The following is a 14,934-nucleotide window of genomic DNA, read 5'->3' as shown; positions in this document are numbered from 1 at the left end:
CTCAAGATGATTTTCGAAGACATCCTGTACGAAGAGCGTGACTCGACCGCCTACATCTCCATCAACCGGCCGCAGGTGATGAATGCATTTCGGGGCCGAACCATGGATGAACTGCTCCATGCCATCCTGAAGGCTGGCTGGGACAAAAAAATTGCCTCAATCGTCCTTTCGGGTACAGGGGACCGCGCATTCTGCACTGGCGGTGACCAGTCGGCGCACGCAGGCCAGTACGACGGACGCGGCACGATTGGCTTGCCGGTCGAAGAAGTACACAGCGCCATCCGAGACGTGCCCAAGCCGGTGATTGCCCGCGTACAGGGCTACGCGATCGGCGGCGGCAACGTGCTGGCCACCCTGTGCGACATGACCATCGCATCCGAGAAAGCCGTGTTCGGCCAGGTTGGCCCGAAGGTCGGCTCGGTCGATCCTGGTTGGGGAACAGCGTATCTTGCACATGTCGTCGGCGAGAAAAAGGCGCGCGAAATCTGGTATCTGTGTCGACGTTACACAGCGCAGGAGGCGTTGGCGATGGGACTTTGCAACACCGTTGTTCCGCACGAGCAGCTCGATGCCGAAGTCGCACGCTGGTGCAGCGAGATCGTTGACAAGAGTCCGACCGCACTGGCCATCGCCAAACGCTCATTCAACGCTTCCACCGAGCACATTCGGGGCATTGGCAGTCTCGGCCTCCAGGCGCTGAGCCTGTACTATGACACTGCGGAGTCCAAAGAAGGCGTACGCGCCTTCCTGGAGAAACGCCAGCCAGACTTCCGGCAATGGACTGGTGACAGCAAATGAGCCAGAACAGACACCTCAGGCAGGGAGCACGCAGGGCAGACAGCGAGTAAGTGCGCGGGAACACGCTGCTAAACTCGGTCTGTTCAGCCTAACTAACAACCGAAATGACCATCAAACCACGTGCTGATGTCGCCTCCAGCAGCGCCGAAGCAGCGGACACCCGCGAGCGCATACTACTCGAAGCCGCGCGACTGCTCCGGCACCATGGGTATGCCGCCACCACCCTGCGAGAGATTGCCGACGCGGCCGGCGTCAAAGCCGGCAGCATCTATTACCACTTCGAATCAAAGGAGGAGATCCTCGTCGAAGTCTTGGACAAAGGCATCACCATCGTCGCCGATGCTGTTCGCACCCGTATCGAGGCGCTACCAGCGAACGCAAGCTGGCGTGACCGCATCGCGGCAGGCATCGAAGGCCACCTGTGGGGAATGCTCCACTATGGTGACTTCACCTCCGCCAACATCCGCATATATGGCCAGATACCTACCAGCGCAAAGAATCACCACAAGATAGTCCGCCGGGCTTATGCGGACTACTGGGACCGCCTGTTCGAATCGGCACTGGCCAGCGGCGAGTTGCGTCAAGACACCGGCTTGGCCATGATTCGACTTTTCGTGATCGGCGCGTTGAACTGGACCGTGGAGTGGTACAACCCCCAGCGCGGTTCATTCCAGGACTTCGCGCGCCAAATCACAGCGATCGTGTTCGATGGAATCCTCACCCATGACAAGGTATGACATGACACGCCATTTCGGGCGGACATTGCCGGCCGCTTCGGTAGATCAAGCTGCACACCCGAGCCTGACAGCAACCGTCAGCGTGCCGCCTGCGGTGGAGCCGCGTGGCTTGTTGCTCCGTTGCGTCAAGGGACTCGCGGTCCGTGAAGCCTGCAACAGGAGTGGGGCATGACGGTGAAGGAAGGCTGGCGCGGCCGGTTCTATGAAGACTTCGAAGTGGACGACGAGTATCGACATGCCCTCGGGCGCACCCTCACCCCGCAGGACAACATCTGGTTCACGCTGCTGACGCAAAACACGGCACCTCTGCACTTCGATGCCCACTACGCGGCCCAGACGGAGTTCGGTCGGCCCCTCGTCAACTCTTGTCTCACGCTCGCCCTCGTGACCGGCCAGACGGTGAGCGATGTCTCGCAGAACGTCATGGCCAACCTCGGGTGGGATGAAGTCCGTCTGCCTCATCCTGTGTTCGAAGGCGACACGATCTACTCGCGCTCCACGGTGCTTGACAAGCGCGAGTCGCGGTCGCGCCCCCACGTCGGCGTGGTGACGGTGCGTACCGAGGGCTACAACCAGGACGGCACCATTGTCTGCGCGTTCAAGCGCACGGTATTGGTTTACAAGCGCGACGGTGCACCACGCACCGCTCCGCCATTGCCGGTCCGCAGCGGCCCCTGAACCGCCGTTTTCAACAACTTGGGCCCCACAAGGCCCCAAACTTTTCAGATTCTTTCCGTATGACGCCATCCTCCCTGATCGAGCAATACGGCCCCCGTGAAACGATGGAATACGACGTGGTCGTGGTCGGCGGCGGCCCAGGCGGGCTGGCTACCGCCATCCGGCTGAAACAGCTCGCCGCCGACAAGGGCACGGAACTCTCGGTGGTGGTGCTCGAAAAAGGCTCCGAGCCCGGCGCGCACATTTTGAGCGGCGCGCTGATGGACCCCCGTGCGATCACCGAGCTGTTTCCCACCTGGAAAAAGCTGGGCGCGCCCTTGACGCAGCCGGTCACCGGCGACGAGATGCTGTTTCTCAGCCAAACCGGCAAGCTCGGCACACCGCAATTCTTGATTCCCAAAAGCCTGCACAACGAGGGCAACTACGTCATCAGCCTGGGCAATGTGGTGCGCTGGCTGGGTCAGCAGGCCGAAGCGCTGGGGGTCGAAATCTTCCCGGGCTTTTCCGCTGCAGAAGTGCTTTACAACGAGGACGGCTCGGTCAAAGGTGTGGCCACCGGCAACTTGGGTATTGGCAAGGACGGCCAGCCCAGCGACAGTTTTCAGCTTGGCATGGAACTGCACGGCAAGTACACAATTTTTGCCGAAGGCTCACGCGGCCACCTGGGCCGACAACTGATTGAAAAATTCAAACTCGATGCCGGCAAGGACCCGCAGACTTACGCACTCGGCATCAAGGAACTCTGGGAGATTGACCCGACCAAGGCAAAACCGGGCCACGTTGTGCATTCTCTGGGCTGGCCCATGGACAACCAGACTTACGGCGGTGGCTTTCTGTATCACCTCGAAGGCAACAAGGTCACGCTGGGCTTCATCACCGGCCTGGAGTACAGCAATCCGTGGTTGAGCCCGTTTGATGAGATGCAGCGCTGGAAAACGCATCCCGCGATTCGCCAGTACCTCGAAGGCGGCAAACGTATCAGCTATGGCGCCCGCGCCATCACCTGCGGTGGCCTGATGAGCCTGCCCAAAACCGTGTTCCCCGGCGGTGCACTGGTGGGCTGCGAAGCGGGCTTTCTCAACTTTGCGCGCATCAAGGGCAGCCACGCCGCCATGAAAACCGGCATGCTTGCGGCGGAAGCGGCGTATGCAGCGGTGACGGGTGGCCGCCAACACGATGAACTCACTGCCTACCCCGAAGCTTTTAAAAAGAGCTGGCTGTTTGAAGAACTGGATGCTTCGCGCAACACCAAGCAGTGGATGAAGAAAGGCCTGTACCTGTCATCCATCATGAACGGCATCGAGTTGTGGCTGCTGCCCAAACTCGGTTTCAAAGCGCCGCCCTGGACTGTTCACAACCGCGTGCCCGACCATGCCAAGCTCAAACCCGCGGCCCAGTGCCGGCAAATCGTCTATCCCAAGCCCGACAACAAAATCAGCTTTGACCGCCTGAGTTCGGTGTTTGTCTCCAATACCAACCACGAAGAGCAGCAACCCGCACACCTGACCCTCAAGGACGCCAGTGTGCCGGTTAGCGTCAACCTGGCCACCTATGCCGGGCCGGAGTCGCGCTACTGCCCTGCCGGCGTCTATGAGTTTGTCAAAAACCCGGACGATACCGATCGCCTGCAGATCAATGCGCAGAACTGCGTACATTGCAAGACCTGCGACATCAAGGACCCGAAGCAAAACATCGTCTGGGTCACGCCAGAAGGCGGCGGCGGGCCGAATTACAGCGCCATGTAGCCGATCAATAACGAACCGCCGGCAGGGGCCCTGGGAAAGAGTCTTTGATCACAACCGGTGGCTCGTTACCAGTTCAGGGATTTCCCTAGTTGAGCAGATACCTAACTACCGTTAGATTTAAGGCATCGACAGGGGGCAATGCGTGTCTTACCTGACAAGGAAACACAAGACAGGCATCCACCCTGCCCCGACGCAGCCCACACAGGAAAAACCTTGCAAAGACTCACTGCGCCTTCGACCTATGCCCTAGACGCCAAAGGCAATGACCGCGACCGTTGCCCCGGCCCGGAGGGGTGGAGGGGCGGCTCGATGCCCACTCCCCCGCAGCGTGGCGCACGGAGCAAACTGCCATGCTGAATCTCACGAATGTTCAGATCGTTTACGACAACACCATCGAAGCGGTAAGAGAAGCGTCGTTGTCGGTCGGCAAGGGCAGCATCGTCGCGCTGTTGGGTTCCAACGGGGCAGGCAAATCGACCACGCTCAAAGGCATTTGCGGCGTGCTTTACCCGGAAGATGGCGAAATCAAGGGCGGCCAGATCATCTTCGAAGGTCGTCCACTTGCCGGGTTGCCGCCGGACGAGATTGTGCGCACGGGTGCGGTGATGGTGCCCGAGGGGCGCCGCCTTTTCGACCAGTTGACGGTCGAGGAAAACCTCGTGATGGGTGGCTACACGCGAAGCCGGGCCGACGCCAAACGCCAGATCGACATGGTGTACAGCCTGTTCCCGCGACTGGTGAACAAACGCACCACGGTGTCGGGCTATCTTTCGGGCGGCGAGCAGCAGATGGTAGCCATCGGTCGCGCCCTTATGTCGGCCCCGAAGCTACTGATGCTCGACGAGCCGACGCTCGGCCTTGCACCTCAAATCACAGAAGAGATATTCGAGATCGTCGCCCGCCTCTGCCGTCAGGACGGCATGGGCATTCTCCTGGTAGAGCAGAACGCGCAGATGGCACTGGCCATCGCCGACTACGGTTACATCATGGAAAATGGCCGCGTAGTGCTTGATGGCCCGGCAGACAAGATGCTGCGCAATGAAGACGTGCGCGAGTTCTACCTGGGCTTCGGCGAGGGCGGATCGCGCAAGAACATGCGCGACGTCAAACACTACAAGCGGCGCAAACGCTGGCTGTCCTGAGAAGCATCATGAACGACGATTTGCTGAGGGTCGAAACCCTGTCCAAGCGCTTCGGCGGCGTCGAGGCCGTGGCCGGCGTCAGCTTTCACGTCAAGCGCGGCGAGATCTATTCGCTGATCGGCCCCAACGGGGCCGGCAAGACGACAACGTTCAACATGATCAGCAGTGTGGTCAAGCCCAGCAGCGGCACGGTGCATTTCGACGGCCACGACATCACGGGTGTGCCCGCGCATCGTCTGGCCGCCATCGGCATCGGCCGAACTTTCCAGAACCTGGCAGTATTCAAGCATGCCAGCGTGGTGGACAACCTTCTGGTAGGTCGCCATTGCCACATGGCCACGAATGTGCTGGATGCCTCTTGGTTCTTCGGGCGGGCGCGGCGCGAGGAAATGGAGCACCGCCGCAAGGTCGAGGAGATCATCGATTTTCTGGAAATCGAGGAGGTCCGCAACATGCCGGTGGGCACCTTGTCCTACGGGCTTCAAAAGCGGGTCGAACTCGGGCGCGCACTGGCCACGCAACCCAAGCTGCTGCTGCTGGACGAAATGGTGTCGGGAATGAACAGCGAAGAAACCGAAGACATTGCCCGCTTCGTGCTCGACATCCGCGACGAGCTCGGGATCTCGGTGCTGATGGTCGAGCATGACATGGGCATCGTGATGGACATCTCCGACCGTATCTGTGTGCTCAACTTCGGGCGCAAGATCGGCGAAGGCACGCCCGCCGAGATATCGGCCAACCCGGCGGTGATCGACGCCTACCTGGGCAGCAAAACAAAGGAGGTTGCGTGATCTACGCCCTGGACGCCAAGCTGCGCGACGGCAACGCCACCCTCCCCCAACTCTTGCAGCATTGGGCGCAGAGCACTCCGGATTCGCTGGCCTTTCGAGAAAAGGACTACGGCATCTGGAACCGGATGACCTGGCAGCACTATTTCGAAACGGCGCGCCGCTTCGCCCTGGGACTGAAGTCCCTGGGCTTCGACAAGGGCGACCGGCTGGCCATCGCCAGCGAGGACAGCCCGGAGTGGATGTTCGCCGACCTGGCCACGCAGGCCATCGGCGGCGTGGTGGTGGGGATCTATCCCACCAATCCGTGGCCGGAACTACAGTACATCGTGCATCACTCGAACAGCAAGTTCGTGGTCTGCGGCGACCAGGAGCAGGTGGACAAGGTGCTCGATGCGATGGACAAGCACGCGACCGGTTTGCCCGATGTGGTAAAGATCATCTGCGCCGACATGAAAGGCATGCGCGGCTACAAGCTCGACAAGCTGATGTCGTTCGAGGATGTACTCGAACTCGGCGACCAGTACTTTGCATCGTCGCCCGAGAACGCGAGAGCATTTGATCGTGCCATTGAGCAAACCCAGCCCGACGACACATGCATGCTCGTCTACACCTCGGGAACCACCGGACCCCCAAAGGGCGCAATGCTCTCACACCGCAACCTGATCGTCACGGTGGACAAGCTCAAGACCCATTTCAGGCTGGACCGTCACAACTACGAGGTGGTGTGCTACCTGCCGCTGTGCCACGTGGCGGAACGCGCCTTCTCGACCGTTTTGCACCTGCTCACTGGCGGCGTGGTCAACTACGCCGAATCGATCGACACCGTCGCCGTCAATTTGCGCGAGATTGCGCCCACGGTGTTTCTGGGCGTGCCGCGCATCTGGGAGAAATTGCAGCAAGGCATTCTGATCCGCATGCAGGACGCCTCGCGCTTTCAACGCTGGGCCTTCTCGCGCTGCATGGCGGCCGGACAGCGGCTGTTCGAGCGCGTCGAGGCACGAGGAGGACGGCGCTCACTCTCCGACCGGCTGCAGTTCTTCCTGCTCTGGCTGGTGATGTTTCGCAACCTGCAAAAGTTCATCGGTCTGGACCGCATGCGCTGCGGGTTCTGCGGCGGCGCCAGCGTCTCGCCCGAAGTGCTGAAGTTTTTCCGCGTCCTCGGTCTTCCGGTGTTCCAGGTGTACGGCATGACCGAGTCCGGGGGGGTGGTCTTCTTCCAGCATGAAAAAGCGGCCAGGCTGGGCGCCACCGGACTGCCGATCGACAGCCTGAACTGGAAGATCGCCGACGACGGCGAGCTGATCGTCAAGCACCCCGCCGTGTTCAAGGGCTATCTCCACGACGATGGCGCCACCGCCAAGACCGTGGTCGATGGCTGGCTGCACACCGGCGACATCGTGGCACTCGCCGACAACGGCGAACTGATGATCCTCGACCGCAAGAAGGCCATCATCATCACCAGCGGGGGAAAGAACATCGCCCCGTCCGAAATCGAGAACGCACTCAAGGACAGCCTGTACGTGCGCGAAGCCATCATTCTGGGCGACGGCCGCCATTTTCTGTCCGCGCTGATCCAGATCGACTACGAAACGGTGGGCAAGTGGGCACAGGAGCGCAAGCTGGCCTACACCACCTACAAGAGCCTGGCCTTGCTGCCCGAGGTGCGCGAGCTGATCGACGAAGACGTCAAGCGCGTCAACAAACTGTTTGCGCGAGTCGAAAATATCCGCAAGTTCCTGATCCTGGAAAAGGAACTCGACCACGATGACGGTGAACTCACCGCCACCCAGAAAGTGCGCCGCAACGTGATCGAAAAGACTTTTTCTCGCGAGATCGCGATCATTTACGGCGGGGGAACTGCCTGATGGACTATTTTCTTCAGCTGCTCATTTCCGGTATGGCCGTCGGTCTGATCTATGGCTTCATCGGCATGGGCTTTGCGATGATCTACCGCGCCACCGGCGTGGTGAACTTCGCCCAGGGCGAGATGATGATGCTGGTGTCCTACATCGCATTCACCCTGGCGGGCACCTTGCACTTTGGCTTCTGGCCGATGCTCGCGGCAACGGTGGCGATCTCGGTACTGATCGGTCTGGTGGTCGAGGTTTTGCTGATCCGGCCCATGCTCGGCCAGCCGGTCTTTTCGACGGTGATGGTGACCATCGGGCTGGCCGTGATTCTGCGCTCGGTAGTCGTGCTCATCTGGGGCGCCGACCCGATGCCGCTGAATACAGGCCTGTCCACCGAAGTCATCAGGATCGGGCCGGCCGGTCTGTACCCGGCACAACTCTACGCCTTGGGACTCATGGCCGCGGTGCTGGTCGGTCTTTGGGCCTTCTTCCGCTATTCACGGGTCGGCATCGCGATGCGCGCGACCGCCAACCTGCAGACCGCGGCGCTGCTGATGGGGATCAATGTCAAGCGCATTTTCGCGCTGTCGTGGGCCCTGTCGGCCGGTCTCGCCGCCATTGCCGGTGTGCTGATCGGCGTCATCTACGACGTCAATCCCGGCATGTGGACAACGGGTCTGCGCAGCTTTCCGGCGGTGATTCTCGGCGGACTGGACTCGGTGTTCGGTGCCGCGCTGGGTGGCGTTCTGATCGGCGTCGTCGAAAACCTGTCCGAAGGTTACATTGGCCGCGGCATGAAAGAAATCGCCGGTTTTGTCCTTATTCTCGTCGTCCTCATGGTCAGACCCTACGGCCTGTTCGGCAAACCTGATATCGAGCGTGTCTGATGCGTAGCGGAAATTTCAAGCAAAACTATCGGGAACTGCTGGCACTGACCGACTCGGTCGCTGTCGTCTTCTGGTCATGTGTGCTGGTGGCGTTCCTGCTCGCTGCGCCGCTGGTGTTGCCCACGTACTACGTATCTGTGCTGCTGCTGCTGCTGATCACGGCGGTGGGGGTGCTGGGCCTCAATCTGCTGACCGGCACCACCGGGCTGATCTCGCTCGGGCACTCCGGGTTTCTGGCGGTCGGCGCCTACACGGCCGGCATCGTGGCCGGCAAGCTGGGTTGGTCAATGCTGCCAGCTATATTGGTCGGCGGCCTGAGCGCAGCCATCGCAGGCGTCATCGTGGGCATACCGTCACTGCGGCTCAAGGGCCTGTACCTGGCCATCACGACGATGGCCTTCGCCGTGATCATCAACCATCTGATTCTCAATGGCGGCACCCTCACAGGGGGGTCGGAAGGCCTGACGGTCCCACAGCCCTCATTGTTCGGCCGCCCACTTGGCGCAGAGCGCGGCTACTACTACGTGGTTCTCGCATTCTTGGTGGTGTTCACCTTCATTACCCTGAACATCCTACGCAGTCGCATCGGCCGGGCTTTCCTGGCCATTCGAGAGCATGACATCGCCGCCAAGGCGATGGGCGTCAACCTGATCCGCTACAAGTTGCTGGCGTTCATGATCAGCGCTTTCTACACGGGAATCGCTGGCGGATTGCTGGCGTTTTACACACGCTACCTGAATGTCGACAGCTTCAGCCTGCTGATATCGATCGAGGCACTCTCGATGCTCATCGTCGGTGGACTCGGCACGGTGGCCGGAGCCTTGCTTGGTACTGCTTTTATCGTCTTGCTGAATGAAGGATTGGGTTTCGTGTTCGGCATGATCGGCGCCAGCTTAGGCGGGGCGGGCTCCACTGCCGCCTACGAAATCAAAGGCGTGATATACGGGCTCGCGATCGTGCTGTTCCTGCGTTTTGAACCCGACGGGTTGGTGGGACGCTGGCGCGACATCAAGCACTATTGGACCAACTGGCCATTCCGTTTTTAAGCACTGCTGCAAATGCTCAAAGGAAAACCGGAAATGCGAAAAATCCACACGTTGGCCATCCGCTATTCCCTTGGTAGCGCTCATGCAGCCGATCCAGTTGTGACCAGCGAAAAAGTGCTTGGTGCGGTGATTCCGCTCAGCGAGGCAAGCAACTCGTGGAAGCGACCCTTGTCGCCTGTGGCAACAACCCGTCGCGGGCCTGCGTGGTCAAGAAGTTGCAGCGAACGAAAAACTTCAACCGCGACGGGATCATGGTGCCGCTCACGTTTGGACCCAGTATCCGCCAGTCAGGCCCGCGCCCCATCCTGCTGAAGGCTAACGTGTCCATCGGCAAGTTCGAACGTGCATCCGATTTTCTCGTCGAGCAATGAGCTCCATCCACGTCTCACCCATTGATAGAGGAGTACCTTTCATGATTCAAAAACTCAACAGACTCGCGGTCGCCAGCCTGATCGGCATGGCGGTCGGCCTTGCCGCAACACCGGTGGCCGCGGAACCTGGCGTGACCGACACCAAGATCGTTCTCGGCTCGGTGACACCCGTCAGCGGGCCGGCAAGCCTGCTGGGCAAGGCCCACATGCTTGCCTTGCGGGCGTGGGAACAAGATGTTAACGCTCGCGGGGGCATCAACGGCCGCAAGGTGGATATCCGCCAGGACGATGACGGCTACGTGCCACAGCGGGCCTTGCAAAGTGTCAAGAAACTGGTCGAGGTCGAGAACATCTTCGGGCTTATCGGCACCTCGGGGTCGGCAATGCTACAGGCGATGCTCCCCTACATCAACGAGCAGCAGATCCCGACGATCAACGCCATGGCGGTGGCGGCAGCGCATTTCACACCACCCAACAAGACCGTGTTCGTGGTCGGGCCCACCTACTGCCAAGAAGTCAGCACCGCGATGAAGTCCATGGTGGCGAGCAAGAAGCTGCAGAAGGAGAAGTTCGCGATCGTCTACCAAGACGACGAGTTCGGCAGCGACGTGCGTTGTGGCTACCAGAAGGCCGTCAAGGAACTCGGGCTCAACAGCGTGTCCGATATCTCCTTCAAACGCGGCACCAAGGATTTCTCGGCCGAGATGCTCAGCCTGAAGCAGGCCGGAGCGACCTTCCTCTTGTCGGGTGGCGTGGTGGCCGAGCACTCAGCGCTGATGAAGGAAGCTGCCAAAAACCAGATGCCGCTGACCATTCTGGCGGTGCACTCGGCCCACCTGACCCCGGTGCAGGCGCTCGCCGGCGCCGCTGGAGACGGCTACTTCGTCGCCGACTACGTGCCGCCTCTGACAGACCTGTCTGTCCCGGGAATGGCCAAATTCATGGGACTGGCCCAGAAGTACCTTTCATCAGACGAGCTGAAATCGCTCAACCGCTACTCCATCACGGCCTACGTTGGCGCGCTGTTGATGGAAGATGCCATCAAGCGCTGTGGCAAGGCATTGACGCGCGCCTGCGTGGTCGACAAGCTCGAAGCGACAAAAAACTTCAGCACAGATGGCTTGGCATCACCGATCAGCTTCGCAGCCGGCGTTCGGCACTCACCAAGCAGTATTCTGGTATTGCGCTCAGATGCCAAGAATGCCCGGTTTGAGCGTGTGTCCGAGCCCCTGCCGGTGCTTGACTGATACCTGCGTCGCCATTGACCTGTCCTCATATGCCGGTATTCCAAAAAGTTCTGATCGCCAACCGAGGGGAAATCGCGCTGCGAATTCACCGCAGCCTGAAGGCCATGGGGCTTTCCACCGTGGTTGCTCACCATGCGGTGGATGCCGGTAGTCCGGCTGTACTCGAAGCCGACCAGGCCGTCGAGCTGCACGGTGCGACGCCGGTGGCAGCCTACCTCGACATCGCCCAAATCGTCGAAGCTTGCCGCAGCACGGGGGCGCAGGCGGTACACCCCGGCTACGGCTTCTTGTCCGAGAACGCGGATTTTGCCCGTGCTCTGATGCAGGCAGGCATCGTGTTCATCGGGCCGCGTGCCGACACCATTGAGCTGATGGGTGACAAGGTGCGTGCCCGCAACTTTGTGGCCGAACGCGGATTTCCCGTAGCGCCTGGCGCGATCGAGGACAAGGACCCGGCGACTTTTCTTGAACGCGCCCGCCAGGTGGGCTCTCCGCTGCTGATCAAGCCTTCGGCAGGTGGTGGCGGCAAGGGCATGCGCATCGTGCGCGACCTGGCCCAGCTCGAGGCCGAGGTTGCCACCGCGCGTCGCGAGGGCGAGCGCTACTTTGGCGACGGCCGCCTGTTCGTCGAACGCTACGTCGAGCGCCCGCGCCACATCGAGGTGCAGGTGCTGGGCGATGAATCCGGCCAGGTTGTCCACCTGTGGGAGCGCGAATGTTCGGTGCAGCGGCGCTTTCAGAAGATCATCGAGGAAACCCCCTCGCCCGCGCTGACCGGCAAGCAGCGGCTCGATATCTGCGAGGCTGCGGCGGGCATTGCCCGCGCATGCGGCTACCGCGGCGCCGGTACCGTTGAATTCATCTATGGCGCCGGTGGCGAGTTCTATTTTCTGGAGATGAACACACGGCTGCAGGTCGAGCACCCGGTGACCGAGATGGTCACGGGCATCGACCTGGTGCGCGAGCAGGTGCGGGTGGCGCGCGGCGAGCCACTGGCCTTCGCCCAGTCCGATATCGCGCAGCAAGGCCATGCCATTGAGTGCCGGCTCTATGCCGAGGACGCGGCGCATGACTTCCGCCCAGCCATCGGCAAAGTCCTGCGATGGCAAGCACCTGCGGGGCCTGGCGTGCGCGTCGACTCAGGCGTGCGCGAAGGCCAGGCCGTGACCGCCGCCTTTGACCCGATGATCGCCAAAATCATCTGCCACGGCGCCACGCGCGACGAGGCCATCGCGCGTTCAGTGCGTGCGCTGCAGGACACCGTGCTGTTGGGCCTGACCACCAATGCACGCTACCTAACCCGTGTTCTGCTGCACCCCGAATTCGTGGAAGGCCGAGCCGACACCGGCATGCTGATGCGCTGCGCCGACGAGCTGCGCGCCGCACCTCAGAGCGAGGCCGACACCGACATGGCCATCGTCGCGGCTGTGCTGTCTGATCGCGAGTTGCTGCGCTCGGTGCGCAGCGTGCCCTCGATGCATGCCGCAATGGGTGCCTGGAGGAATTGACGATGCGCCGACGCTACCTGATAGACGGACAAACCCATGACGTTGTGGTAACCCGCAGCATCCATGGAGGATTTTCCATTGTGCGAGACGGTCGTCGCATTGACGCGCGCGCCGAAGGCCTGCCCGACGGCCGCCAGCGCTTCCACATCGACGGACAGGAACACGCTGTCTGGGTCGCTTGCAGTGAAAAGTCGGTTTTCTTGCACAGCAACCTCAGCGGCGCCATCGAGATCGAGACGGTGGACGCCGCGGGTGGTGCCGGACAAGCCCGCACCGGCGCGTCCGACACACTGGTCGCACCGATGCCCGGGACCGTCATCGCCGTCCAGGTGTGCGAGGGCGACATGGTGAACGCCGGCCAGCCGCTGATGGTGATCGAGAGCATGAAGCTCGAAACCACGCTGTTCGCGCCCCGCGAGGCGCGCATACAGGCCGTGCATTTTGGCGTTGGCGCCACCTTCGGCCTCAAGGCAATTTTGTTGACGCTGGCCGACGCCTGAGCCCCAACACGTTTGACTCACACCATGAAACGCATCGAATCCCGCATCGACACTTCGTCCCCGGCGTACCGTGGCAACTACAAGGCAATGACAGCCATTGTCGCGAAGTACCGTGAGCGCATGCAGATCACCCGCCACCAGCGCCCGGCGCACGAGATCAAGCGTGTACGCGATCAGGGCAAGCTGCTGGTGCGCGAGCGCCTGGATCTGCTGCTCGACCCCGGCACGCCCTTCCTCGAATTCTCGGCCCTGGCTGCCTGCGATGACTACAACGGCGAGGTGCCGGGCGCCAACGTCGTCACCGGCCTGGGTGTGGTCAGTGGCCGCGAAGTGCTGATCCACGCCGACGACTCCAGCGTCAAGGGCGGCGTCTGGTACACCCTGACGCCGCGCAAGCTCAGCCGCCTGCTCGACATCGCGCTGGAAAACCATTTGCCGGTGATCCACCTGTGCGACAGCGGCGGCGCCTTTCTCGAAGAACTCTCGGGCGTTTACATCGAGGGCGGCAAGGTTTTCCGCAACCAGTGCCTGCTGTCGAAAGCCAACGTACCGCAGGTTGCCATCGTTTTCGGCCACTGCACGGCCGGCGGCGCCTACATTCCGGCGCTGTGCGACTACAGTATCATCGTGCGTGGCACCGGCGGGGTGTTCCTGGGCGGCCCGCCGCTGGTCAAGGCTGCCACCGGCGAGGAGCACACCGCTGACGAGATCGGCGGCTGCGACCTGCACACCCAAGTTTCAGGCACGGTGGACTATCCAGCCGACAGCGAAGCGCATGCGTTTGAAATCTGCCGCGAGATCGTGGCCCAGTTCAAGCCGCCGTCGCGCAGCTTCCTGCCCGAGCGCGACCCCGAGGCGCCCTACTACGACCCGGACGAAATCCATGGCATCGTTTCGCCCGACCATAAGGTTCAGTTCGATCAGCGCGAGCTCATTGCCCGCATCGTTGATGGCAGCCGTTTCCACGAATACCAGCCGGCCTACGGCACCACGCTGATCTGTGGCTACGCCTACATCTGGGGCTACCGCGTGGGCATCCTGGCCAACAACGGCGTGCTGTTCAGCGACAGCTCCAAGAAAGCGGCGCACTTCATCTCGCTGTGCAACCAGAACCGCACGCCACTGCTGTTTCTCCAAAACACCACCGGCTACATGATAGGCCGCAGCTACGAAATGGAAGGCATCACCAAGGACGGCGCAAAAATGCTGATGGCCCAGGCTGGCAGTGAGGTACCCAAGTTCACGGTCATCACCAGCGCCGCCTTCGGCGCCGGTTACTACGGCATGTGCGGCCGTGCCTGGGACCCGCGCATGCTCTGGGCCTGGCCCAACGTGCATATGGGCGTGATGGGGCCAGAGCAGGCAGCAAACACCCTGGCCGACGTCAAAATCGCACAGTTGCGGCGCAAGGGGAACGAACCCGACGCGGATGAAATGAAGGTACTGCGGCAACGGGTCTACGAAAAGGCGGAGCGCGAGTCCAACGCCTATTTCGGCACCTCGCGCCTGTGGGACGATGGACTGCTGGCACCAGTCGATACCCGCAATGCGCTGGGCATGGCCCTGTCAGCGGCCTCGCACGCGCCCATCGCCGATCCGCGCTACGGCATCTTCCGTTTCTAAGGGCGCACCCC

At 61.4% G+C, this 14,934-nt stretch carries 14 protein-coding genes; all 14 read left to right on the top strand.

Annotated elements, in window-relative coordinates; all coding sequences use genetic code 11:
* The first annotated feature begins 6 nt into the window (after nt 1-6).
* The 14 genes from badI to R0232_RS16035 all read left to right on the top strand — a co-directional run bounded on the left by badI (nt 7) and on the right by R0232_RS16035 (nt 14,923).
* Nucleotides 7-798: a 2-ketocyclohexanecarboxyl-CoA hydrolase gene (gene badI, locus R0232_RS16100; protein WP_431512736.1), complete on the top strand. Its 792-nt coding sequence runs from the start codon at nt 7-9 to the stop codon at nt 796-798.
* Between the two features lie 104 nt (nt 799-902).
* Entirely contained in the window at nt 903-1,535 is a 633-nt protein-coding gene (locus R0232_RS16095; protein WP_066690462.1) for a TetR/AcrR family transcriptional regulator, read from the top strand.
* A gap of 168 nt (nt 1,536-1,703) precedes the next feature.
* Nucleotides 1,704-2,213 (top strand): MaoC family dehydratase, encoded by a 510-nt coding sequence (locus R0232_RS16090; RefSeq protein ID WP_431512735.1) that lies wholly within the window; start codon nt 1,704-1,706, stop codon nt 2,211-2,213.
* 59 nt (nt 2,214-2,272) lie between these two features.
* On the top strand, nt 2,273-3,958 hold the full coding sequence (locus R0232_RS16085; RefSeq protein ID WP_060986788.1) for an electron transfer flavoprotein-ubiquinone oxidoreductase: 1,686 nt from the start codon (nt 2,273-2,275) through the stop codon (nt 3,956-3,958).
* A 350-nt stretch (nt 3,959-4,308) separates the two neighbouring features.
* Complete coding sequence (locus R0232_RS16080; RefSeq protein WP_060986787.1) at nt 4,309-5,100, top strand: ABC transporter ATP-binding protein; 792 nt, start codon at nt 4,309-4,311, stop codon at nt 5,098-5,100.
* Between the two features lie 8 nt (nt 5,101-5,108).
* Complete coding sequence (locus R0232_RS16075; protein WP_431512734.1) at nt 5,109-5,891, top strand: ABC transporter ATP-binding protein; 783 nt, start codon at nt 5,109-5,111, stop codon at nt 5,889-5,891.
* Nucleotides 5,888-7,756, top strand: coding sequence for an AMP-dependent synthetase/ligase (locus R0232_RS16070; RefSeq protein WP_060986785.1), 1,869 nt, complete (start codon nt 5,888-5,890; stop codon nt 7,754-7,756). The genes R0232_RS16075 and R0232_RS16070 overlap by 4 nt, the downstream gene beginning before the upstream one ends.
* The gene (locus R0232_RS16065; RefSeq protein WP_060986784.1) at nt 7,756-8,628 is read left to right on the top strand and encodes a branched-chain amino acid ABC transporter permease; all 873 of its coding nucleotides are present in this window, start codon (nt 7,756-7,758) and stop codon (nt 8,626-8,628) included. Before R0232_RS16070 ends, R0232_RS16065 begins: the two co-directional genes overlap by 1 nt.
* The gene (locus R0232_RS16060) at nt 8,628-9,674 is read left to right on the top strand and encodes a branched-chain amino acid ABC transporter permease (protein WP_431512733.1); all 1,047 of its coding nucleotides are present in this window, start codon (nt 8,628-8,630) and stop codon (nt 9,672-9,674) included. Before R0232_RS16065 ends, R0232_RS16060 begins: the two co-directional genes overlap by 1 nt.
* Nucleotides 9,675-9,829: 155 nt before the next feature.
* Complete coding sequence (locus R0232_RS16055; RefSeq protein WP_431512732.1) at nt 9,830-10,045, top strand: hypothetical protein; 216 nt, start codon at nt 9,830-9,832, stop codon at nt 10,043-10,045.
* 41 nt (nt 10,046-10,086) lie between these two features.
* Entirely contained in the window at nt 10,087-11,292 is a 1,206-nt protein-coding gene (locus tag R0232_RS16050) for an ABC transporter substrate-binding protein (RefSeq protein ID WP_431512731.1), read from the top strand.
* Between the two features lie 29 nt (nt 11,293-11,321).
* A complete protein-coding gene (locus R0232_RS16045) occupies nt 11,322-12,800 on the top strand; it encodes an acetyl-CoA carboxylase biotin carboxylase subunit (RefSeq protein WP_431512730.1) in 1,479 nt (492 codons plus the stop codon).
* 2 nt (nt 12,801-12,802) lie between these two features.
* On the top strand, nt 12,803-13,300 hold the full coding sequence (locus R0232_RS16040; RefSeq protein ID WP_431512729.1) for a biotin/lipoyl-containing protein: 498 nt from the start codon (nt 12,803-12,805) through the stop codon (nt 13,298-13,300).
* Between the two features lie 24 nt (nt 13,301-13,324).
* On the top strand, nt 13,325-14,923 hold the full coding sequence (locus R0232_RS16035; RefSeq protein ID WP_431512728.1) for an acyl-CoA carboxylase subunit beta: 1,599 nt from the start codon (nt 13,325-13,327) through the stop codon (nt 14,921-14,923).
* The last annotated feature ends 11 nt before the right edge of the window (nt 14,924-14,934 follow it).

It is taken from the genome of Variovorax sp. DAIF25, assembly GCF_050711835.1.
Classification (GTDB): domain Bacteria; phylum Pseudomonadota; class Gammaproteobacteria; order Burkholderiales; family Burkholderiaceae_C; genus Variovorax.
The sequence above is the reverse complement of the archived record's forward strand: the minus strand, read 5'-3'. Positions and strand labels throughout refer to the sequence as shown.